The following is a 22,446-nucleotide window of genomic DNA, read 5'->3' on the forward strand; positions in this document are numbered from 1 at the left end:
CTTATGCAATTTTTAAAATCGTTTTTAGCACGCTACTTTCGGTCAAAACCTCAAACACTTCATCAAGACCGCTTGCGTGAATGCCATTAGGATAGCGTTCTTGTAGTACCTTGACCGCCAAGCTCCAATCCGCTCCGAGTGCTTCTAGGCGTGGTTTTAATTGCTTGGCGATGTCCACTTTGGATAGGACAGGCTCGGCAATCACTCGCTCATAACGGCTTTGTTCTACGCTTTGTGTGCCTTTTTTGGGCATATACAGCGTGTTATCATTGTCAAGTACCGTATCGTTGTGCTTATAGGGGTCAAGTTTGCCATCAAACGGTAAAGCCTTGGCTTTGCGTTTGGCTTCGGCTTGTTCAAGCGTATCTGTCCCCATAGCGATTTTTTGAAGTTCTTTGGCGTGGGTTTGGGCTTTGGTGTCATTGTGAGCCTTATAGCCTTGACCCACGATGACGGCATTTTCACGAAAGCCCATTTCATCAAAGACCACTTCTGGCACAGCCACCCAAGTTTCTTTACCGTCCGCCATTGGCACGCACACCCTAGCACCGTCCACTTCCCACGGATTTTGGGCGACTAGGATTTTTTGTCCGACAAGTACAGGCAATGCCGACACATCATAAACTTTGCCTTTGTAGCGAATTTCAAGCTCTGGGGTAACTTTGGCTTCTTTGGGTACAGACAGAGCGAGCGATTTGCAATAGTCGGCTGGCGGGGCAATGATAAGTTCGTCCGACTTTATCTTTTGCCACGCTTTATAGCGGGTTAAACCATGCCGTGAATGAATGGCTTGGCTGTTAAAATAACGAAGCCACTTATCACACAAGGCATTTAGGGTATCAATGTCATTCACTTCCACAAACTTTAAGCCAGACTCAAAATGCGTCTCCACAATGTCGTTGGCTTTTTCCACCTGCCCTTTGGCTCGTGGGTTATTGGGTTTGTTGATTTGCACCACTACATCTAGGGCGGCACACAGTGTCTTAAAGGCACTGCTGGTATTGGCACTGCCAGGGTCTAACATGACCATTTTTGGTACACCACGAATGGGGTCTTTACCGATACTCTCTTTGGCAGACATCATACGAATAAAAAAGTCGCACAAATTTGCCGAAGTTTCCCCGCCAAAATAATAATGGCAATAAATTACCCCACTGGCGTGGTCTGTCCCTGTGTATCGCCACACACGGTCATTGATGATTTTGACAAGATTGCTTGGCTTATTCTTGTAGAACTCATCGTGGCTTGCGACACGCAGTCCTGTGTCTTTACCCACTCTTGGCAAGTAGTACAAAACGCACAGACTGGGGTCAATTTGCCACAGATGATTGGGGTGCAGACTTTTCATAGACACCACGGGAGCGGGTTCTAACAGCTGGTCTGGGTGCAGATGATAGGCTTTTAGCCCACGCACAATCGCTCCCACCGACAACGCTGTTCCGTCCGTATGGCACGCACTAATCATACCGTTGGCACGAAGCATCATTACCGCTCGCTCCACTGTCATAATGCGTTTGCCATTTTTTCGCATACCTTCCATCACCACGCTACTGATGAGTTTGGCATCATCAAGGGTCAAAGTCATCTCGCCTTTATCACTTCTTGCTTTGCGAGTGGGCTTCACCGCTACGCTTTCTAGCTTGCGATATAGGGTTGAGACACTCATACCCAGTTCATCGGCTTTGGTTTGTAGGTAGCGTGATTTTTCGCCACGCCCTAGATTTTGGGCGGTTTTGGCAATTTCGCCTAGGCGTTCTATCAATGCTGGATTGTCGGTTGCCATTGTTTTGACCCTTATGATTGTTTATTACACTTCGTCTTCTGAATAATCAAAAGGCAACGGCATATCTCTATCATCCGCTCCCACAGGCTCATCTTGTGTTAGCCAAACAGGGACTTCGCCTGTCGGAGCGTCCGTTGGTAGCAGGTATTGCCCACGCAGGATTTCACAGTCTAGGATAAGCTGATTGATAGCCCCCACCATCAGAGCGGTATGGTCGCTTCCGTGTGCTTCTTTGTGAGCGACAAAGCCGTCAAAAATATCTTTTAGTTTACTAATCTCGGAGCGAGCCGATACCTCTGCACTTGCCAGCTGTGCCGATAATTCACGAGCGACATCGGCAGGTTTGGGTTGTTTGTTTTTGTTTTTGGCAAGTTTTTCGGCAAGCTCATCAATCTTGGCATTTTTCTCGCTCATCACCTTGTCTTTGGCTTTACTGTCTTCACGGGCTTCTCGCAGGGCTAGGCGTAGCTCTTTGATGGTCATTCTGTCCACATCGTCCAGCTTATTACCGTTAATATCGCCACCTTCGGCAAGCTCCACTAGGGTGTCGTCATCTTCTACCAAAAGCTCAAGCAGTTTGGATTTACCAAGTGTGATAAGTTTGGGCTGAGCTTTTTGCATTTGTGGGGTGGCAAAGCGTTTGGTGGCGTTCATCAATCTTGCCACTTCGGTCTTTTTAATGCCAAATTCTTGCTCCGCCAACTCAACAAAACGACCGTGTTCAGTATGTTCTTTTAGGACAATCAACGCCTTGCCAAGCTCAAACATACCCTCTAAGGTTTTGACAACCGCTTGGCGACCTCGTTCAATCCAAGTGGCTTCGTTATACACCTCGCCATTACCCCATTGCTCCATCACCTGCATACTGTGCAGGGCTTGTTGGTTAATGACATCAGCGGTGATGACTTCTACGCTTGTGGCTTCACTCATTTTTGATACCTTTTGCTTTGGTTAATTTTTTTTAAAAATCCCGACATCGGGATTTTTGCCTAATAGCCGATACCGACATTGCGTTGGATTTCGTCCATTCTCGCTTTTAGCTGTTCGTGCTGTTTACGATAATTTTCAGCGATTTGCAGGGTACGGATAGAGTAGGCATAGTTACCATTGTCCAGTTTTTGCACCAAGCCTTCACTGATTAAATCCGCCAAATCACGGCTGACTTGGGTGGGAGATAATTCCAAGTTATCGGCAATTTCTTTATTGCTAATCCCAATCAAGGGGTGGTTATGCAATGCCTTAAAAACTTGCAGAATACGGGTGCCTTTACCGCTCATCGCCATCTCCCCAACTGTTTTCCAAATCCATCAATGACAACAGGCGTTCAATGGTGTTTCTATCCTCGTCATTTAATGAACGATAAATGGACAAAAACCATTGCTCCATCTGGGTTAAATCAGTGGAACGGATACCCAAATCCACTTCATCGCAAGAGCTGTTGTTATCAATCAAACCAAGTTCAATGGCGATTTTGTGAGCCTTGCCATATTTGGCTTGTACCGAGCCATTGATGATACGGCTGACATAAGTGGGGTTGTAGCCTCGTTCATTTGCCCAAGAGACAAAAGTTTTACCTTCTGTGGCAAATTCGGCTTTAAGTTGTTCAACTGTTTTAGCCATAATCTTTGTTCCTAAAAACCTTATAAAATAAGGGGTTGAAGTAGTAAAATGTGCAAATGTGTGCTAGAATATACCGAAATTTTAGACACGCATTTCGCCCTGTTTTAAACCAAAAAATACCGCAATATCGTGCGAACGCCCAAAATGTCCTTTGGCTTGTCCATTAAAGACTTTGTAGACTTCTTGCGGTGTCCAGCCTTGCTCACGAGCAACTTTGGCAATAGGAATGCCTTTGGCACGGTACTCGGCTTTGACCTGTTCAACGGTTTTGGTAGTCATAACAACTCCTGTGGATAAATGTGTGATTTAAGGTAAGTTTGTGTGATGTGTGTATTTTAATCCGAAAGGATTAAATTTGTCAATAATTTTTATCAATTTGGGTTAAATTTATGGAAGACTGGGAAAAATTAACCATTGGTCAGCGGATTTTGGCGATTCGCGGCAAAGAGCCACGCCATTCGTTTGCCAAAAATCTCAACATTGGCACAGCCACATTGCAAAGATATGAGAATGATGAGCGTCAGCCAGACATAGATTTTTTAACCAAACTTCAAGAGCTGACAGGCTACTCATTAGATTATTTGGTATATGGCAAAGATAGGAATATGGGTAGGGGTGATTGCCAACCCAATTTGAGCAATGAAGAACAGCTTATTGTAGAAAAGTATCGCATCGCCAACGAACAAGTACGCAAACAGATATTATTGATGCTACTGGCGGATAGTCCCAGCATAGGCAACAATGAAGGGGTAACTTTCCAAAATACCGTTCACGGCAGTATCGGTTCACAGGTACAAGCAAAAGGCGATATTTATTTATGATTAAAAATTGATAAGACCGCCATTTTGGACGGTACAGGAGTGTTATGAATAATAAATTTTACGGCAACATTAACAAGCTCATACAGGCAGGAACAGCCAACATCACACTCAGCACGGCAGGGGAAAGCGTTTGGCAAATGTTTGGGCATTGTAGCGATGATGAGATTTTACAGATACAGGCACAAATGCAAGATGAAATCATTGCTTTTGAACGCAAGCGGTTTCAGCTTGTTTTATCCACAGTTGCGGTTGCCTTGATGTATGCTGGCTTATTTTACTTTGATGTTTATCAATGGGTTTTGGGCAAGGACAGTCTGTGGGGAATGGGTGTGGCAGTGCTTTGCCTTGTCGCTTGGGTCTCTGCAATGGGTAATGCCATCAAATGCGATATTGAGCCAAAAATAGACAAACTCAAAAAAGACCGTGAATGCCTAGATGATATTCTAAGATACCGAAAATATCTACTTTCAACCAACAACCATTCAAATGACAAGGATTTACAATGAAAAAATTCACACTTCTACTACTCCCATTGGCACTCATCGCCTGTGGCGAACCTAGCACTGACACCACCAAAGAGCCTACCACAAACACAGAAACCACCGAACCATCAAAAGAACCCGAAACACCCAAAGCAAACAAACCCACCAAGCCGAGCAGTGAAGACTTTGATAGCCTGCAACTTGCCTATATTCAGCTTAAACAAGGCACGGTAGATTGCAGAAGCAAAATCGTGGGCAATTATTCTTATTCGGCTTGTCGTTATGTCTCATTAAATGGCAATTCCGCTTGGCAAGTTTGGTATTATGACACCCAAAAAGACCCACAAAAACGCTATTACGCCTTAAATGGCACGGCTCGTAGCACCTACGAAACACATTTACAGTCCAATGCTGTGCTTGGCGATTATGAAGCAGGGTTTGGCTTGCCAATGCCTGATGATATGAAATTGGATGAAGTGATTGGAGCGTTTGGCGAGTAACCTATGACAAATATGGAATTGGACACATTAAAAAATGACAGTCAGGCAATCATTGATGAAGCCATCGCATTATTAAAGCCCAATAAACCCTATCTTAGAAAGTCCTTTGATAATGATTTATTGTCCACCAAGGATATCTCCAAATTAAATGGCTATGCCACAAAATTCAAAGAAGATAAGGAGTGGGACTTAGCCATAGAATGTTTGTTTTTGGTTAAAGAATATGGCTTTTTGGATACCGCTTATCCTGCAAAAACTTTTACCAGATTACCTTATTTTTTATCACAATCTGGACAATTTGACGAAGCCAAACACGAATTACAATGGCTCTTAGAAAATGTTCACACTTATGCAAAATCTCGCTCCTACAAGCGTTCAGATAATGAGCCTAAGACGACACAACAAATCCGAATGTTGTTTTATACCGAGCTTTTTCTTGCAACAGTTTTTGAATGGTCGGCAAGAATTTTTAAGAAACATAAAGACTTGGATAAGGCAAGCATATTTGAAAAACTATCCATTGAATGTTCTGATAGAAGTCAGGCAATCCGTGAAGTCTTAGACCAGTCAAGAAAAACACATCTTACTAATCAAAGAGAGCAGTTAAACTTACCTACACCAACTCATTCAAATAACTCTCCCAGTCAAGGCTGTTTGGGTGTGATTGTATGGTTTGGTATTTTTGGCATTACCGCCAGTTATTTTGCGATAGATAAATTCTTATTTTAATTCCAAGAAAACAAGCCCCCAAGCGTAAACTTGGGGGCTTTGGCTATCTAGTAGCTCTGTTCATATCATACCAACAAGACTTGTTTTTGGCAAGTCTTTTTTTGTTGTCATCAAACCACCCACCCAAGCAATTTTTAAAACGCTTTAAAGGACTTGTCACACTCATCTTGGCATAATATCCCCCAAATTTTAGCATAAGTTTGACAATGAAAATTCTTGACCTTATCACAAACCCACAAACAGGACGACTGTCGCACACCCGCCTTTGGGCAAATGTGGCAAGCCTGATTGCCAGCGTTCAATTTGTGCGATTAAACACCACCGACTGGCAATTATGGCTGGTTTATCTTGGGTGTGTTGGCGGTTATGCGGTTGCTCGTTGTCTGATTGCACAGGGCGGTAGCGTCCCACCCACCAAAGGAGAGAGCCTATGAGCGACACCATAGACCAAGCCCAAATACAAAGTGAGCTGATTTTGGAGCATCAAATCAGACAAGCTACCCAGAGAACACCAATGCCCACCCGCACCCATTGCATTGACTGTGATGAACCCATTCCGCTTTTAAGGCAACAAAAAGTCTCAGGTTGTCAAAGGTGTGTGGCGTGCCAAACCGAATTTGAAACTGGGAAAGCAAGGGGGGTAATAAGTGGATAAGACTTTTATTAACATTGATTTTTGGCAACTTGTTGGCTTTTTATTGTCATTTTTGGGCGTGTGCTGGGGTTTTGGCAAAATGCTCCTTGCTCAGTTTCAAGCCCAACAAGACGAACGCCAAAAAGCCCAAGACAAATTATCCGACAAAGTTGAGCATTTAGAAACCCTATTTGCCGAACAAAAAGCCGTCTTGCCTGAAAAATTTGTCCTACGAGAAGATTATATCCGCAACCAAGCCGTCCTAGAAGCCAAAATGGACAGCATTCAAAAGACCTTGACCGACCTGTACAAAATGTAGAGCCAAAGACAATGAACGAAAAAGCACGCCGTGAAGGTATGCGTTGGCATATCATCAATACCCTGCACAAGGCTCGCCCGTACACCACCAGCGAGATTTTTTTGCTGGATGTGATGCGGGGGATTTATGCTGACATTACCGCCTTAGAACTTCGTCAGCAACTTGAATACTTATCCAATGCCAGCTTTATCCAACTTACTAAACAACCCAATGGCGTATGGTATGCCGACTTGACCTATCAAGGCGTGGACATTGCCGAGTACACCACCGATTGTCCGCTGGGTATTGGACGACCTGACAAATACTGGCAATCTTAGGGGGCGGTATGGCACAAAGAAGCAGTGTGGAAAAACTTCCCACCGATGTCCGCCACGAGTTAGAACGAAAACTTGCCGACAATGGCTTTGGCAATTACACCGAGCTTGCCGAATGGCTAAAATCACAAGGCTATGAAATCAGCCGAAGTGCTGTTCATCGCTACGGCTCAAAGGTGCAAAAACGCTTTGCCAGTATCAAAGCAAGCACCGAGGCGGCACGGCTGATTGCAGAGGGTGCGTCTGATGAAGGCGACACTCGCTCGGAGGCGGTCATTGCTATGCTACAAACCGAAGTGTTTGATGCCCTGATTGCCATTGGTGAATTATCCAACAACGAGCTTGATGAAGTAGCAAGACTTGATTTAATGGGCAAAGTTTCCAAAAATATCGCCCCTTTGATGACCGCCAGTACCAGACTAAAACAGTTCCAAAACAAGCTCAAAGCAGATATGGATAAAGCCTTTGAAAAACTAGAAGCCCAAAGCAAACAAGGCACACTAGACGAACACACCCTAAAACGCATTCGTACCGAAGTGTATGGACTGATTGGCTAAAAGTTGGCTTAAATTAAATTGGTTAAAAAAAATGACAAAGTCCACAAACAAAGACCCTGCCATCGTCTTATATCCTTACCAACAAAAATGGCTAAATGACACAAGCCGTTTTAAGGTGGGTATGTTTGCACGGCAAACAGGCAAGACTTTTACCACCACGCTTGAAATTGTATTAGATTGTCTAGGCAAAGAAAGCAAAGGTCAAAAGGCTCGCTGGGTTATCTTGTCAAGGGGCGAACGCCAAGCCAAAGAAGCGATGAACGAGGGTGTCAAAAAGCACCTTGAAGCCTTTGGTATGGCGTGCGAAGTCCTAGAAGTCCCCTTTGATAACACTACCAATGCCTTAGAGGTCATCTTAGCAGGTGGTAGTAAAATTACCGCCTTGCCCGCCAATCCCGACACCGCTCGTGGTTTTAGTGCCAATGTCTTTTTGGACGAGTTCGCCTTTCACGCTGACAGTCGCACCATTTGGAAAGCTCTATTTCCTGTCATTAGTGCTGGTTTTAAATTGCGTGTGGTCTCAACGCCCAATGGCAAGGGTAATAAATTTTATGAGCTGATGACTGATTTAAATAATAAAGCGTGGTCTCGCCACATCGCTGACATTTATACCGCCGTGGCAGACGGCTTACCCCGAGACATTGATGAATTAAAAGAAGGCTTAAATGACGATGATGCTTGGCAACAAGAATATGAGCTTAAATGGTTGGACGAAGCGTCCGCTTGGCTGTCTTATGATTTGATTGACAGTGTAGAACACCCCAACGCTGGCAACATTGACAACTACACAGGCGGTGCGTGCTTTGTTGGTGTGGACATTGGCATTAGAAATGACTTATTTGTGATTTGGGTAGTTGAGCAGGTGGGCGATGTATTTTGGACAAGGCAAATCATTGCAAGACAAAGGATTAGCTTTGCCGAACAGGACGCTCTGCTTGATGAAGTGTTTGACCATTACCGTGTCGTCAAATGTTGTATTGACCAGACGGGGCTTGGCGAGAAACCCGTGGAAGATGCCAAGTTTCGCTATGGGTCAAGCCGTGTGGAAGGTGTGATTTTTAGTAGCTCCACCAAGCTAGTCTTAGCCACCACAGGCAAACAAGCCTTTGAAGATAAGCAAGTGCGTATTCCAATGGGCGACACCGCCTTGCGAGCTGATTTGCACAAACTTAAAAAAGTAACCTCCCCGACAGGCACGCCAAGATTTATCGCTGAAAGTGACAATAGCGGACACGCTGACCGAGCTTGGGCGTTATTTTTGGCTCTATATGGAGCAAGCAATGATACAGGCACAGTGCGAGTATCTAGCCGAAACCCTAAAAAGAAAAGCAAACTCACCCAAGGATTTTAAATGACCACACCAAACCATAGCCAAAACCAAGCCCCAAAACTGGACAAAAAAGAACTCTCCACCCAAATCGCCACTGCCCACCGTTATTTTGGGTTATATGGATTTAGCCAAATCCTCCCAAACCCTGACATTATCCTAAGACGACTGGGTAAATCCAGCTTGTCTGCGTATCGCGAGCTTTTGATTGACCCCATTGTGAGCGGTGCGGTACGCCGTCGTAAGGCAAGTGTGGCGGGCTTAAATTACCGCCTTGACAGCGATTTGTCTGACAAACAGCAAGCCGTCATAGACCAGATTTTTGACAGCCTAGACATTTATGGGTTGATTGGACAGATTTTAGAGGCGGTGTTGTATGGCTACCAACCCATTGAAGTGATTTGGCAGTTTAAAAATGGTGTTTGGATACCTGTCAAACTCATCGCAATCCCCCAAGAATGGACAGGCTTTGACGCTGATGGCGAGCTTTTACTGATTGACGGCATTACCAAGACCACGCCACCACCCTTTAAAATCCTTTGCCCGACCAACAACGCCAGCTTTACCAATCCTTATGGCACAGCCGAGCTGTCTTGTGTGTATTGGGCGACCGTCTTTAAGCGTGGCGGGTTAAAGTTTTGGGCAGAATTTGCCGAAAAGTTTGGCTCACCTTGGATTATTGGACACGAACCACGCTCCAACACAGACGAGGACACCAACAAGCTCCTTGACGCCCTAGAAGACTTAATGGGCAATGCGGTGGCGACAATCCCCAACGACAGTAGCGTGGAAATCAAAGAAGCCACAGGCAAAACAGGCTCATCGCAGGTGTTTGACGACTTTATCCGTTATTGCCGTAGCGAGATTAACATCGCCTTACTGGGTCAAGACCAAACCACCGAAAAAGACACAAGCCACGCCAGTGCAATGGCAGGACTTACCGTAACAAAAGACATTCGTGATAATGATTGCCGAGTGGTAGAGAGCTGTTTTAATACGCTTTTGGCGTGGATTTGTGAGCTTAATTTTCACAATGTGAGTCCACCCAAATTTGTGCTATATGAAGACGAGGTGGGCGACAAAACCCTAGCGGAGCGAGACCAGATTTTGACCGCTCTTGGCGTGTCTTTTAATCAAAGCTATTATGAGCGGGCTTATAATTTATCGGCTGATGAATTTACCCTAAATGCCAAGCCAATGCCTACAAACACCGTACCAACCACCCCCAATTTTAGTGAAAAATCCTTAGCACCACAGGGCGATTTGTCTGATAAATTGGCGATAGGCGTGCCAAGTGATGATGATTTGACCGCCCAAGTGGGGCAAATGCTGGGCGATTTTTCCAGTTTGGACAGTGTTAATTTGGACAATGAAACCGCTCTTTTGGAAAAATTAGCCAGTCTTTATCCCAAAATGAACATTGATGAACTCCAAGACAAGCTGACCCAAATGCTGTTCATTGCCGACACGCTGTCACGCCTACACACCCAAGAAGAAATGGGGCTAAATTAAGATGAGTAGTATTGATAAACTCACAAATAAAGAGCTAAAAGCCTTATTTGATATGCCGCCCGAGCGAGCCATTGAACACCTAAAATCCAAAGGCTTGCACATCGGCTGGGATTGGACGGACACGCACGCCCTTGCTCACGCACGAAGTTTCACAGTAGCCAAAATGACCGCCCTTGATATGCTCTCCACCACCAAAAAAGCCATTGAGCAGGCAATGACGGACGGCACAGGCTACAAGGGTTTTGAAAATACCATTAAGCCGTATTTGATACAGCAGGGTTGGTGGGGTGAAACATTGGCAAGAAACCCAAAAACAGGTCAGCTTGAACAAGTTAAATTAGGTTCAAATCGCCGTCTTAGAACCATTTATCACACCAATCGCCGAACGGCTGTAATGAGTGCCAAATACGAGCGAATGAAAGAAGCGGCTCACACCCACCCTTATTGGCAATATTCCGCTGTCCTAGACCGCCGTACCCGTCCAAGCCACTCGGCAAGGCACGGAGCGGTCTATGCCCACGATGACCCCTTTTGGTCGCATTCTTATCCGCCAAACGGCTTTGGTTGCCGATGCACTGTCAAGGCAATCACAACAAAACAAGCCGAAAAGGTGGGCATCAAACAAGGCAGTGATGAGCGAGTTTTGGGCGAAAATGGCTTTGGTGGCAATCCTGTTGCCAGTCATTTGTTTGATAAACTTTGGTATGACAAAGCCAAACAAGCCCTAGGGCAAAAACAGGCTCTCGCCCAAATTACCAAAGATATGGCATCTGATGTGCGAGTGGCGGGGTTTTTGGCGTGGGTCAGGCAAAGCCAAATCAATGGACAAGTGCAGGGGCGGACTTATGGGGTGGGAGTATTGCCCCAAAAGTCCTTTGAAAGATTGGCAGAGAAAGAAGGGCTTGATTTGGACGAACTGTCGCCTGTGGTTGGTTTTCGTGATAAGGTCATTACAGGGCGTAAAAACACACGCCATACCGCCCATAATGACGCATTGGACGAAGTGGCGTTAGAAAAAATTGTGCGTGAGTTTGGCAAGCCAGATTGGGAACTTTGGGACACCCAAAATAACAATTTATTGCTTGTTTATAAAATGTCTGATGATAAAGTGCTTAAGCTGACGGTGCAGATGACCAAGAATGGGGCGGAAGTGATAAGTGGGTTTTATCAAGATTTAAACAGCATTAAAGGGTCTATTAATGGCAATGTATTTGCCAAAATCCAATAAAAAAAATCTGCAACTTTGACGGACTCGAACCGTAACCGAACTGGCACACCTAAGTGTGTTACTCCCCCCGCCCACGCAGGACTCGTTGCAGAATATCCACATTATACCAAACTTAGGAAACTTTGCCAATGCTCATTATCAACCTAGACGACAGCCAAGCCCACAGCACCTTAGCTCAATTACTAAGAAATGCCAGTAATAGTCGTGTTATTATGCAACGACTTGCCACAGAATTAGAGACAATGACCGCCGATAACTTTGAAAATGAAGCCTTTGGTGGACAGGCGTGGGTGCGTAAAGCCTTTGGTAATGGCAAAACCTTGACCGATACGGGTGAGTTAAAAGACAGCGTTACAAGTTCGGCAAGCAGTACAACCGCCACCATTGGCACGAATATGATTTATGCCCGCATTCATCATTTTGGTGGCACAATCAGACCAAAACAAAAATCCCATCTTGTTTTTGCCACGCCAAACGGCTTTGCAAAAGTCAAATCAGTAACGCTACCCGCTCGCCCATTTTTACCCATTTCCCCTGACGGGCAATTACAAAGCGATGGCAACAGACGGCTAATAGAAGTCGCCTTATCCGCCCTGACATCTGGCACATAACCCAAAGCCATCCACCTAAAAAAAATCGATCCGCCATCGTGAGCTTATGTGCTAAAATAGGACAATAAAAAAGACAGGTGTTTTTACCTGTCTTTTCCCAAAACTCAAAATTATACCCCACCCAACTTGTTGCACCCAGTGTAACGCCCTTGCAAAATGGTCTGTCTTAACTTATCCCACATTGTTTTGAATTATCCCATTTATTGCAGAGTGTATGGTTGGTTTATTGTGGTGGGGTTTAGCATTAAATTCTTCAGCAAATATTTTGATAAGCCTGCCATCAGCAACCGCATCGGCAATCAACCATTCTGGCAAAATAGCAATACCCATGCCAGCCATCGCCATTTGAGCTAACATTTGTGTATTATTGCTATCGTGAAAGGCGGTCAAAGGCGTGATTAATTGCGTATAATTTGGCAAAACGCCTTGCCAATGTTGCAAATCATTTTGATTTTTTGGGTAGCCATGTTTTGCCAAAAAAGACGGACTTGCCACATGAAAAAACTTGATTTCACCCAAAAGTTTCACAATCAGATTTTCCTGCGGGCTACCCACCACACGCAACGCCAAATCATAGCCTTCAGCGACCAAGTCGGTAAAACGATTTTCCAAATCAATGCTAAACTGAATATCTGGATATTGCTCGCTAAACCGTGCCAACAATGCCGTAAAATAGGGGGTCGCAAACCACACAGGCACAATCAACCGCAACCGCCCTGTCGGTAGCACCGTCCCTGCGGTCGCCTGTGTCTTGGCATCGCTAAGAATATCAAGGGCTTGCACCGCATCGACATAATATTGCTGAATCACAATACCAATCATACGCTTTAGCCGTGTTCCGCATGGTGTTTGGCTATACCTTTATGCTACATGGCATGGCAAAACTGTTTGGCTTGCCACACGTTGAGATGTTTAACGGTCTACAGTTGTTTTCATTGATGGGCTTTGCAGGCATACTTGAATTGGTTGGTGGTTTGTTGCTATTAATCGGTTTATTTACTCGTCCTGTGGCATTTTTGTTGTCAGGCATGATGACGGTAGCGTATTTTATGGCTCATGCTGGCGTGGATAATTTTTGGTTGCCGTTGTTAAATGGCGGTGAGCCTGCGGTGTTGTTCTGTTTTGGCTTTTTGTACTTGTTTTTTGCAGGGGCAGGGGCTTGGTCGGTGGATAATCGTAAAAAATAATCCTTGTAAAAACGAAACCTTTTTAAATAAGTTAAGTAAAAAAAGACCGCAGTTAGGGTGGTCTTTTTTTGTTTATTTTAAATGTGCATTCTCTTGCATTTGTTTAGCAACATATTCCTGCAATACCGCATTAATACGAGTTTGCCAACCTTTGCCTATACTTCTAAAATAATCACTAACTTCTTTTGATAAGCGGATATTTATTGGCGTTTTAGTCGGTGCAAGTTGTTTGCCACGAGTATGTCCAATCACTTTATCACCAACTTTCATGACCGCACCTTGCCAATCGTCTTCTGTTGTAAAAAGATTATCTTTGTCATAGCTGATTTCATCATCTGTCATTTTAGCTAATCTTACCCAATCTGTTTGATTGCCAAGATTATTTTGAAAATTAAGGGTGTTGTTGCCAGTAATATTTTTCTTCATTTTTAGTCGCCTTTCTAATAGAAATAATTCTATCGCTATCATTTTTTGGAGTGTGTACCATTAACACAACAATAACGCCTTGATAAAACCATCTAAAAAATCAACCGCCCAATTCTTCCCACCGCTCCATTTTTTCTAGCAAAATTTCATCAATTTCGTTTAAACGTTCGCTTGCCTTGGTCGCACTTGCCAAATCGGTGGTAAACCAACTACCGTCTGCCAATTTTTTATGCAGTTCGGCTTGTTCTTTTTCTAGTTCAGCAATTTCATTGGGCAAACTTTCCAATTCTCTTTGCTCTTTATAACTTAACTTTTTCTTAACAGTGTTTTCATTTTTTGGCGTTGCAGTTTGCGTTTCGGCTTTTGGTTTTTCAACTTTTTCTCTCACTTCTTTGGGTTTATTGGCTTCTTCTCGTGCTTTTTGTTCAAGGTAATCTTGATAACCGCCAACATATTCTTTGACAATGCCGTTGCCGTCTTTGTCGGTGTCAAATACCCAAGTTGAAGTTACCACGTTGTCCATAAAACTACGGTCATGGCTGATGAGCAAAATCGTGCCGTTAAAGCTATCCACCGCTTCTTCAAGTAGCTCAAGCGTTGCCATGTCTAGGTCGTTGGTCGGTTCGTCCAATACCAAAATATTGGCAGGTTTTAACAATTGTTTGGCAAGTAACACACGATTGCGTTCGCCACCTGATAGGGCTTTCACAGGCGTTCTGGCACGCTCTGGGGCAAACAAAAAATCTTGCAAATAGCCGATAATGTGCTTTTTACGTCCGCCCACTTCCACATAGTCAGAGCCTTCCGCCACGTTTTGCACAACGGTAGCTTCTAGGTCTAGTTGGTCTCGCAATTGGTCTAAAAAGGCGATTTGTAAATTTGTGCCGAGTTTTATCGAGCCTGTTTTGGTAATATCCGCTTGTGGTAAATCTAGTAAAGCATGGATTAATGTTGATTTTCCTACACCATTTTGTCCGATAATGCCAATTCTATCGCCACGCATAATGGTTGCGGTAAAGTCTTTGACCAGCGTTTTATCGCCATAACTTAGGTTTAAATTTTTGACATTACACACCAATTTTCCGCTCGTTTCGCTGTCATTCATGCTAATATTGACCTGTCCGACTTGCTCACGGCGTGCCTTGCGTTCTTCTCGTAATATTTTTAACGCACGAACACGCCCTTCGTTACGAGTACGGCGAGCCTTAATCCCTTGGCGAATCCACACTTCTTCTTCGGCAAGTTTTTTGTCAAAATTGGCGTTGGCTTTTTCTTCGGCTTGCAGTTGCATTTCTTTCAATTCTTGATAACGTGCATAACCTTTTACACCTTGCGTAACGTCATAACTGCGTAAAATGCCACGGTCAAGTTCCACAATGCGAGTAGAAATTTTGTCAATAAACGAACGGTCATGCGAAATAAACAACAGGGTCAAACCTTGCCAATTGAGCAAAAATTGCTCAAGCCACTCAATGCTATCCACGTCCAAATGGTTGGTCGGCTCGTCAAGCAACAGCACATCAGGCTTGGTAATCAAGGCACGAGCAAGCAACACTCTGCGTTTACGGCCGCCAGACAATTCGCTAATATCGCTATCGCCGTCTAGCCCCATGATTGACAATAACGTCTGCACTTCTCGGTGCAATTCCCAACCATGCACATCGTCAATTTTGTGTTGCAAATCTGCCATGATTTCGCACGCTTTCATATCGCCATTGGCACACGCAACGCTTTGATTATCATAGTCTTTTAGCCAGTTTGCTAAATCGCCCGACCCCGCCATGACGATGTCAGCGACTTTACCCGATGTTTCGGGAATATCTTGCTCAAGCATGGCGATTTTTAAGCCGTTAGTCATGCTAAAATCGCCACTATCGGCTTTCACCTGTCCGCTAATTACTTTTAACAAGGTAGATTTGCCTTCGCCATTGCGACCGATGATACAAACTCGCTCGCCTTGCTCAATGTTAAAATCCACACCGTCCAAAATCGGTGCGATACCAAATGCTAAATGAATATCTCGTAAATGAATGAGTGCCATAAAATTTCTCAATATGTTATAATTAAAATCCGTCTATTTTAACAGAAAAATCATGCCAACCCTAAATTTACTTGAAGAAAAAATCACAAATTTGCAAAATTCGTTGATTGAGTTGCAAACGCAAACGGCTTTTATGGAAAACACGATTGATGTGTTAAACGACATCGTTACCAACCAAAGCCAACAGTTAGCCGACCAACAACGAATGTTGCAGTTGCTTTATCAAAAATTAAACGCCTTGCCAAATGATAGCCAAATTCAGCCGTTTGATTTGTTCGCAGATAAACCACCGCATTATTAGCCATAAAAAAACCAATTAAAAAATTGGCTTTTTTGCAAAAATTTAAACAATATTTTAAAAAACCTACTCAAACAATCCATTTAACCACTTGCCAATCGCTTGAATCTGTGGCAAACAGACCTGATGTGCCATTGGATAAGTCTGATAAACAGGGACAAACCCTTTTGACAACAGCCACGCAGTCGCCTGCCGTCCTAACACTTCTGGCACGACAGGGTCATGTGTACCATGACAAACAAAAATCGGCAAATCTTGTCGCACCGATGGGTTAATTTGTAGCGTATCTTTGGTCGCCAAATAAGTGGACAACGCCAACAAGCCTGCCAACGGCTTATCAAAGCCCAACACCGTCTGATAAGCGACCGCCCCACCCTGCGAAAATCCTGCAATCACAATATTCTCACTTGGCACACCACGCTCAATTTCTCGCTCAATCAAGGCATGAATACTTTTGGCAGACTGCTCAATCTGAGCCACGTCAATTTTGCGGTCAAGCGTCATCTCAATAATATCATACCAAGCGGGCATGACATAGCCACCATTCACCGTCACAGGGATACTCGGGGAATTTGGAAACACAAACCGCACGCCACGCTCGCCTGTCAGTCCAAGCTCTGGCACAATCGGCTCAAAATCATGTCCATTCGCCCCAAGACCATGCAACCAAATCACAGCACAGTCAAGCGGCAAATTTTTGGGATTAAATTCTACTTCAATACAATCTAACAACGGCATTTTTCACCTTTTTTTAATCAAAACAAATTGTTAAAATTATTTAATCAATTGAATCACGCCATTTGCCGTAACAGTAATCGTACTTTCCCCTGTTTGAAAATCTTGGCTTGGCATACTAGCGTCAACAACCGCCATTTGTGGCATGGCAAGTGCGTAAGATTTTGAATAACGTTGATAACCACCGCCTTCATTAAAATCAAGGCTTACCAACTGATAACCTTTTGCGTTCCATGCAGGTAGTAGGTTTTGGGCTTGTTGTTGAAAGTTTTTTGACGCTTCTGACATCAATGCTTGATTGACGGTTTTTTGTTTGGCTTCGGATACCGAAAAATCCAACCCATCTAACTGCATGATATTTTGTAATTCGGCGATTAATTGACTGGTGGCGACTGTGTCATTACTTTGTAGGTTTAGACTGGCGTTGCCTTGCCAACCGATGATTTTTTGGTTTTTGTCGTATTGCGGATAGGTGTTTTGGTTGCCTGTTGCGACTTTGACGTTGGGGTATTTTTTGGCGATGATGTTGGCTTGGTTAAGCGTTTCGGTGATACGTTTGGCAAGCTCTACATTGGATTTATTTTGCAAGGTTTTGGTCATGGTCGCATTGACTTGGTCGTTTTCTACTTTTTGACTGGCGTTTGCAGAAAAGTTAATCAAGTTATAATTAATTGGATTATTGTTCGCCGTATTGGCGTGAGCGGTCATCGCAAGGGTGGCTATTGCCAAAGTTAATAATTTTTTCATAGTTTTTCCTTTTTTTAAAAGTTTTTAAAATCTGAAAGTTTGTAAAATCTGTTGGTTGGTTCAAAAAATGATAATAATTATAAAAATTTTTAATCAAATTATCTGTTGAAAAATTGTTATCTATCCATATTTTTACTTTTAAAAACAAAAACTTATAAAAATATGATAAAAAACAAAAAATAAAATTTGCATTTTGAATAATTTTTGTATAAAATACCATCCTGTAACCCCATTGGTAGCTTCGCAACTGGCTACTGTGAACCCCGCCAGGACCGGAAGGTAGCAACGGTAGCAGTTTGTCAGTGTGCCGAAGATTTGCTAATGGGGTTACTCTATTTTTAACGAATACTTTTTTAAAAATCGCTATATAACACAAATATAAAAGCAATAAAAAAACCAAGCCATGATAATTGTCATGGCTTTTTTTGAATTTGATTTTTAAAAAAAGTATTATTTATCAATGATTTATATTAGACCTCTTTCCAAACCTTAATAGTGATTTGGTATAATACTGATTTTTAGAAAAAACAGCAAAAGCATGATACCCGAACAAGCAGAAAAACTCAGTGACGCACAATTTAAACGCTACTTTGGCATCCAAAGAAGTACCTATACTCATATGCTCACCATACTACAAGAAGCATACAACGAACAACACAAAAAAGGTGGCAGGAAAAATGAAATCAGCCTAGAAAACAAGCTCATGCTGACTTTGAGTTACTACCGAGAATATCGCACCCAATTTCACCTAGGGCAAGACTTTGGTATCAGTGAAAGTGCTGTCTGTAAAACCATCAAATGGGTAGAAAGCATACTGATAGCCCACAAAGACTTTGCCCTACCTAGCAAAAAGGCTTTATGGCAAGACCCAAACCTTGAAACCGTACTGATAGACGCAACCGAAGTACCTTGTGAGCGACCCAAAAAAAGCAACGCAGGCAATACTCAGGTAAAAAGAAACACCACACCTTAAAAGCACAAATCGTTGTCGATAAAAACAGCAAAAAAATACTTTGTACCCATTTTAGCAAAGGTAAAACCCATGACTTTAAACTTTACCAATACTCAAAAATGCGTATAAAGCCTAGTATCTTAATCCAAGTAGATTCGGGCTATCAAGGCATACACAAACACCATGCCAATAGCAAATTCCCAAAAAAGAAAACCAAGCTTAATCCACTATCTAAAGTTGACAAACAAGCCAATCGAGAATTAGCTTCTGAACGGGTAACCAATGAACATGTTATCGGCAAAATCAAACGTTTTAAAATCCTAGCCTGTCGTTATCGTAATCGCAGAAAACGCTTTGGCTTAAGGGTTAATTTGATTTGTGCCATTTATAATTTCGAGTTGGGTTAGTTTGGAAAGAGGTCTATTAAAAAGGAAATTTAATGATTAGTGTGTTTGATTTGTTTAAAATTGGTATTGGCCCTTCTAGCTCACATACAGTAGGGCCGATGAAAGCGTCTAACTTGTTTTTGCAAGCCTTGCTTGATAACAATCAGTTGGCACAGGTCAATAGACTACATATCGTGCTATACGGCTCGCTTGGGGCGACTGGGCGAGGGCATGGCAGTGATATTGCCGTCATGCTTGGGCTGATGGGCGAACAGCCTCATTTGACCGATGTTAAAACCATCGCCCAAAAAATTGACACAATTTATCAAACCAAAACTTTATCATTAAATCATCAAAAAAACATCGCTTTTGACCCTGCAACCGATTTAATTTTAAATGGGGCAGAATTCTTGCCTTATCACCCCAATGCCTTGATAATTCAAGCGTTTTGCGATGATAATTTGGTGTATGAAAACACTTATTATTCTATCGGTGGTGGTTTTGTACAGACCCAAAAAGAAGTCAAAAACGAAGTACCAGTCATAGAAAATGTCAAAAAAAGCGTTCCTTATCCATTTCATAATGCCGAACAATTACTCAAAATTTGTCAAGAAAATAATCTATCCATGGCGGACGTGGTGCGTGCCAATGAACTTGCCAATATTAGCGAACAAGATTTGACTAATGGTTTAAATGCAATTTGGCAAGTAATGCAAGACTGCGTGACTAATGGTTGTCAAAATGATGGTATTTTACCGGGTGGGCTAAATGTCAAACGCCGTGCCAAAGCTATTTATCAACAATTATCAGGTATTGACAGCCGAAAACTGGTGCATGATTTGTTAAGTGTGATGGATTGGGTCAATCTGTATGCGTTGGCGGTCAATGAAGAAAACGCCAGTGGCGGACGAGTGGTAACAGCACCGACCAATGGGGCGGCGGGGGTTATTCCTGCGGTCATGCACTATTATCGGGACTTTTGCCAAAGTTATCAGCCAAAAAAAATTGAAGATTTTTTATTAACAGCGGCGGCGATTGGCATGATTATCAAGGAAAATGCGTCCATCTCTGGGGCAGAAGTCGGCTGTCAAGGCGAGGTCGGCTCGGCGTGTGCGATGGCAGGGGCAGGGCTGACCCATGTGTTAGGCGGTACGCCAGCCCAATGTGCCAATGCCGCCGAAATTGGCATTGAACATCATCTTGGCATGACGTGCGACCCGATTGCAGGCTTGGTGCAAGTGCCTTGTATTGAGCGAAATGCGATGGCTTCTATCAAGGCGATTAATGCTTCACGCCTTGCCCTAAAAGGCGATGGCTCGCATATTGTGTCGTTTGACAAAGTGATTGAAACCATGAAAGAAACAGGGCAAGACATGATGGCAAAATATAAAGAAACCGCACTGGGCGGACTTGCCACCCATGTCATGAACAGTCCAAATCAAATCCCTATGCTAGACGTAACGGTCAATTATAGTCAATGCTAATCTGCTAAATCATTGATTTTTATCAATAATGAAATGCTCATTATCATTCCTTTTATTCATCGTCTTTATTGTCAATCAGTTGCTGATATTTTCTGGTTAAAGTATTACGCCCCCACCCCAACAATTCCGCCGTTTTGCCTTTGTGTTGATTGGTAAAATCTAATGTAGTTTGTAATAGTTGGGTTTCAAACATTGGCAATGCCTGTTGCAAAATTTCAGGTTTTCCTTGTGCCAAGGCTTGTTTTGTCCAGTTTTTTAACGGTGTTTGCCAATCGGTATTTTCATCATTGACATCATCAGCATTAACAAAATCATTATCATAAATAACATCAGTTTTTACATCTTTATCAATCTTGTTATCAACAATTTTGTTATCAAATATGATTTTTTCATTGGTTTTATCAAGCTGATTGTTTAAATTTTTTTGACTGTTTTGTAAATTATTTTCATTAAAATTATATGTTGAATGAAACTCTAAATTATCAGACAATTGCACTTGTGCCAAAATTTCTGGTGGCAAGTCGTCAATATGCACGTCATTACCTGTCGCCATCACCATCAGCCATCGGCAAGTATTTTCTAATTGGCGGACATTGCCTTGCCAGCCATAGTTTTGTAATGCTTGCATGGCATCAGGTTGGATATTTTTGACAGGCAGTTGCATGGATTTTGCGATTTTTTGCATAAAAAAATGGCACAACAACGGAATATCTTCTTGTCGCTCTCGCAAGGCAGGCAGATTTAGGCGAATGACGTTTAAGCGATAAAACAAATCTTCTCGAAATTTGCCTTGTTTTACCAAATTTTCCAAATCTTGATGGGTGGCTGCTATAATCCGCACATCTACTTTTATCGGCTTTTGTCCGCCAATACGAAAAAATTCGCCATTGGCAAGTACACGCAAAAGACGAGTTTGGGTAGATAGGGGCATATCGCCAATTTCGTCCAAAAACAGTGTGCCGCCGTGAGCCTGTTCAAAGCGTCCTTGCCGTGTTGCTGTCGCCCCTGTGAATGCCCCTTTTTCATGTCCAAACAGCTCCGATTCTATCAAATCATGCGGAATCGCCGCCATGTTCAAGGCGATAAATGGCTTGTTTTTGCGTGGGGAGTGTTCGTGCAGGGCGTTGGCAATCATCTCTTTGCCAGAGCCTGACTCACCTGTAATCAGCACCGTCATGGCGATGTTTGACAATCGCCCAATCGCGCGAAATACGGTTTGCATGGCAGGGCTTTTGCCGATAATGCCCGAAATATTAGTATCATCAGCATTGTCATTTTTGACAACATCGCTATTGTCCATAGTCAATATCACATCATCATGATTATCCATATCATTTTGATGATTTTTATCCATTTTTTCTACATTATAAGTTAAGGCTTTATTTACCATTCCCAGCATTTCATCAAGGTCAAATGGCTTTGGCAAATAGTCAAACGCCCCTGTCTGATAGCTATCTACCGCCGATTGCACATCGGAATGGGCGGTCATGACAATGACAGGAATGTTGCCAAATTGGGTTCTGATTTTTTCGCTCAACGCCAATCCGTCCATCATTGGCATACGAATATCAGTCAAAATTACATTTGGTAACTCATTAATATGATTGATTTTTTCAAGATTTTTCCAAGCGATTTTGCCATTACCAAAGGTTATCACATCATAGCCCATATCGGACAGACTGTCTTGCAAAATCGTCCGCAATGTGACATCATCATCTACTACCCAAATTCGTTGCCCAGCGTTCATTGTTTA

Annotated in this window: 28 protein-coding genes and 1 other RNA gene; 18 read left to right on the forward strand and 11 right to left on the reverse strand. The window is 43.1% G+C overall.

Translation table 11 applies throughout. The features are described from left to right. Position 1 precedes the first annotated feature (1 nt). The 5 genes from ACGTJS_RS11925 to ACGTJS_RS11945 all read right to left on the reverse strand — a co-directional run bounded on the left by ACGTJS_RS11925 (position 2) and on the right by ACGTJS_RS11945 (position 3,682). Entirely contained in the window at positions 2-1,783 is a 1,782-nt protein-coding gene (locus tag ACGTJS_RS11925) for a hypothetical protein (RefSeq protein ID WP_410472236.1), read from the reverse strand. A 24-nt stretch (positions 1,784-1,807) separates the two neighbouring features. After that, a complete protein-coding gene (locus tag ACGTJS_RS11930) occupies positions 1,808-2,713 on the reverse strand; it encodes a hypothetical protein (RefSeq protein ID WP_410472237.1) in 906 nt (301 codons plus the stop codon). A gap of 59 nt (positions 2,714-2,772) precedes the next feature. After that, positions 2,773-3,060, reverse strand: a complete 288-nt coding sequence (locus tag ACGTJS_RS11935) for a helix-turn-helix domain-containing protein (RefSeq protein WP_410472238.1) — start codon at positions 3,058-3,060, stop codon at positions 2,773-2,775. Next, positions 3,050-3,403 carry a DNA-binding protein gene (locus ACGTJS_RS11940; RefSeq protein WP_410472239.1) on the reverse strand — a complete coding sequence of 118 codons (354 nt, stop codon included), beginning with the start codon at positions 3,401-3,403 and terminating at the stop codon, positions 3,050-3,052. Before ACGTJS_RS11940 ends, ACGTJS_RS11935 begins: the two co-directional genes overlap by 11 nt. Before the next feature lie 81 nt (positions 3,404-3,484). Further along, positions 3,485-3,682, reverse strand: coding sequence for a hypothetical protein (locus ACGTJS_RS11945; RefSeq protein WP_029103634.1), 198 nt, complete (start codon positions 3,680-3,682; stop codon positions 3,485-3,487). A 110-nt stretch (positions 3,683-3,792) separates the two neighbouring features. On the opposite strand from ACGTJS_RS11945, the gene ACGTJS_RS11950 reads away from it, so the two are divergent. From ACGTJS_RS11950 to ACGTJS_RS12010, 13 genes are all read left to right on the forward strand, one after another. Next, positions 3,793-4,224 (forward strand): helix-turn-helix domain-containing protein, encoded by a 432-nt coding sequence (locus tag ACGTJS_RS11950; RefSeq protein WP_410472240.1) that lies wholly within the window; start codon positions 3,793-3,795, stop codon positions 4,222-4,224. A 44-nt stretch (positions 4,225-4,268) separates the two neighbouring features. Further along, positions 4,269-4,730 (forward strand): hypothetical protein, encoded by a 462-nt coding sequence (locus ACGTJS_RS11955; protein WP_410472241.1) that lies wholly within the window; start codon positions 4,269-4,271, stop codon positions 4,728-4,730. Further along, positions 4,727-5,206: a hypothetical protein gene (locus tag ACGTJS_RS11960; protein WP_410472242.1), complete on the forward strand. Its 480-nt coding sequence runs from the start codon at positions 4,727-4,729 to the stop codon at positions 5,204-5,206. Before ACGTJS_RS11955 ends, ACGTJS_RS11960 begins: the two co-directional genes overlap by 4 nt. Before the next feature lie 3 nt (positions 5,207-5,209). Beyond that, the gene (locus tag ACGTJS_RS11965) at positions 5,210-5,935 is read left to right on the forward strand and encodes a hypothetical protein (protein ID WP_410472243.1); all 726 of its coding nucleotides are present in this window, start codon (positions 5,210-5,212) and stop codon (positions 5,933-5,935) included. A 206-nt stretch (positions 5,936-6,141) separates the two neighbouring features. Then, positions 6,142-6,369: a hypothetical protein gene (locus ACGTJS_RS11970; RefSeq protein ID WP_410472244.1), complete on the forward strand. Its 228-nt coding sequence runs from the start codon at positions 6,142-6,144 to the stop codon at positions 6,367-6,369. Beyond that, entirely contained in the window at positions 6,366-6,590 is a 225-nt protein-coding gene (locus ACGTJS_RS11975) for a TraR/DksA C4-type zinc finger protein (protein ID WP_410472245.1), read from the forward strand. The genes ACGTJS_RS11970 and ACGTJS_RS11975 overlap by 4 nt, the downstream gene beginning before the upstream one ends. After that, positions 6,583-6,888, forward strand: coding sequence for a hypothetical protein (locus ACGTJS_RS11980; RefSeq protein WP_410472246.1), 306 nt, complete (start codon positions 6,583-6,585; stop codon positions 6,886-6,888). Before ACGTJS_RS11975 ends, ACGTJS_RS11980 begins: the two co-directional genes overlap by 8 nt. Before the next feature lie 11 nt (positions 6,889-6,899). Beyond that, positions 6,900-7,205, forward strand: coding sequence for a hypothetical protein (locus ACGTJS_RS11985; RefSeq protein WP_410472247.1), 306 nt, complete (start codon positions 6,900-6,902; stop codon positions 7,203-7,205). Between the two features lie 8 nt (positions 7,206-7,213). Beyond that, positions 7,214-7,759, forward strand: a complete 546-nt coding sequence (locus ACGTJS_RS11990) for a DUF3486 family protein (protein WP_410472248.1) — start codon at positions 7,214-7,216, stop codon at positions 7,757-7,759. A 31-nt stretch (positions 7,760-7,790) separates the two neighbouring features. Next, the gene (locus ACGTJS_RS11995; RefSeq protein WP_410472249.1) at positions 7,791-9,110 is read left to right on the forward strand and encodes a terminase large subunit domain-containing protein; all 1,320 of its coding nucleotides are present in this window, start codon (positions 7,791-7,793) and stop codon (positions 9,108-9,110) included. Continuing rightward, the gene (locus ACGTJS_RS12000) at positions 9,111-10,598 is read left to right on the forward strand and encodes a DUF935 domain-containing protein (RefSeq protein WP_410472250.1); all 1,488 of its coding nucleotides are present in this window, start codon (positions 9,111-9,113) and stop codon (positions 10,596-10,598) included. A gap of 1 nt (position 10,599) precedes the next feature. Continuing rightward, on the forward strand, positions 10,600-11,826 hold the full coding sequence (locus tag ACGTJS_RS12005) for a phage minor head protein (RefSeq protein ID WP_410472251.1): 1,227 nt from the start codon (positions 10,600-10,602) through the stop codon (positions 11,824-11,826). A gap of 128 nt (positions 11,827-11,954) precedes the next feature. Continuing rightward, positions 11,955-12,437 carry a phage virion morphogenesis protein gene (locus ACGTJS_RS12010; RefSeq protein ID WP_410472252.1) on the forward strand — a complete coding sequence of 161 codons (483 nt, stop codon included), beginning with the start codon at positions 11,955-11,957 and terminating at the stop codon, positions 12,435-12,437. A 171-nt stretch (positions 12,438-12,608) separates the two neighbouring features. On the opposite strand, the gene ACGTJS_RS12015 is transcribed toward ACGTJS_RS12010, so the two are convergent. Next, the gene (locus ACGTJS_RS12015) at positions 12,609-13,259 is read right to left on the reverse strand and encodes a substrate binding domain-containing protein (protein ID WP_410472253.1); all 651 of its coding nucleotides are present in this window, start codon (positions 13,257-13,259) and stop codon (positions 12,609-12,611) included. 11 nt (positions 13,260-13,270) lie between these two features. Here ACGTJS_RS12015 and ACGTJS_RS12020 point away from each other — a divergent pair, with 11 nt between their 5' ends. Next, positions 13,271-13,624 carry a DoxX family protein gene (locus tag ACGTJS_RS12020; protein WP_410472254.1) on the forward strand — a complete coding sequence of 118 codons (354 nt, stop codon included), beginning with the start codon at positions 13,271-13,273 and terminating at the stop codon, positions 13,622-13,624. 72 nt (positions 13,625-13,696) lie between these two features. Here the strand turns inward: ACGTJS_RS12020 and ACGTJS_RS12025 are convergent, their stop codons facing one another. Next, positions 13,697-14,050, reverse strand: coding sequence for a BrnA antitoxin family protein (locus tag ACGTJS_RS12025; protein ID WP_410472255.1), 354 nt, complete (start codon positions 14,048-14,050; stop codon positions 13,697-13,699). A gap of 100 nt (positions 14,051-14,150) precedes the next feature. Further along, entirely contained in the window at positions 14,151-16,091 is a 1,941-nt protein-coding gene (locus ACGTJS_RS12030) for an ATP-binding cassette domain-containing protein (protein ID WP_410472256.1), read from the reverse strand. A gap of 52 nt (positions 16,092-16,143) precedes the next feature. On the opposite strand from ACGTJS_RS12030, the gene ACGTJS_RS12035 reads away from it, so the two are divergent. Continuing rightward, complete coding sequence (locus ACGTJS_RS12035; protein WP_315042864.1) at positions 16,144-16,392, forward strand: SlyX family protein; 249 nt, start codon at positions 16,144-16,146, stop codon at positions 16,390-16,392. A gap of 63 nt (positions 16,393-16,455) precedes the next feature. Here the strand turns inward: ACGTJS_RS12035 and ACGTJS_RS12040 are convergent, their stop codons facing one another. Next, the gene (locus ACGTJS_RS12040; RefSeq protein ID WP_315042863.1) at positions 16,456-17,127 is read right to left on the reverse strand and encodes a carboxylesterase; all 672 of its coding nucleotides are present in this window, start codon (positions 17,125-17,127) and stop codon (positions 16,456-16,458) included. A 36-nt stretch (positions 17,128-17,163) separates the two neighbouring features. Then, positions 17,164-17,871 carry an SIMPL domain-containing protein gene (locus tag ACGTJS_RS12045; RefSeq protein WP_315042862.1) on the reverse strand — a complete coding sequence of 236 codons (708 nt, stop codon included), beginning with the start codon at positions 17,869-17,871 and terminating at the stop codon, positions 17,164-17,166. A 230-nt stretch (positions 17,872-18,101) separates the two neighbouring features. Between ACGTJS_RS12045 and ffs the strand changes: the two genes are divergently transcribed. The 3 genes from ffs (at position 18,102) to ACGTJS_RS12060 (ending at position 20,693) form a co-directional block, all read left to right on the forward strand. After that, an RNA gene (ffs, locus tag ACGTJS_RS12050) (signal recognition particle sRNA small type) lies at positions 18,102-18,198 on the forward strand. A gap of 211 nt (positions 18,199-18,409) precedes the next feature. After that, positions 18,410-19,230, forward strand: a protein-coding gene (locus ACGTJS_RS12055; protein WP_410471559.1) for an IS5 family transposase whose coding sequence is annotated in 2 segments (ribosomal slippage) — positions 18,410-18,794 and positions 18,794-19,230 — 822 coding nt in all. Because the reading frame shifts where the segments join, the coding sequence is not laid out codon by codon here. Positions 19,231-19,262: 32 nt separating this feature from the next. After that, positions 19,263-20,693, forward strand: coding sequence for an L-serine ammonia-lyase (locus ACGTJS_RS12060; RefSeq protein ID WP_410472257.1), 1,431 nt, complete (start codon positions 19,263-19,265; stop codon positions 20,691-20,693). A gap of 52 nt (positions 20,694-20,745) precedes the next feature. On the opposite strand, the gene ACGTJS_RS12065 is transcribed toward ACGTJS_RS12060, so the two are convergent. Next, a complete protein-coding gene (locus ACGTJS_RS12065) occupies positions 20,746-22,440 on the reverse strand; it encodes a sigma 54-interacting transcriptional regulator (RefSeq protein WP_410472258.1) in 1,695 nt (564 codons plus the stop codon). Positions 22,441-22,446: the final 6 nt, after the last annotated feature.

Origin of the sequence: Faucicola mancuniensis, assembly GCF_046523945.1 — a bacterium.
In the GTDB taxonomy this organism is placed as follows: domain Bacteria; phylum Pseudomonadota; class Gammaproteobacteria; order Pseudomonadales; family Moraxellaceae; genus Faucicola; species Faucicola mancuniensis.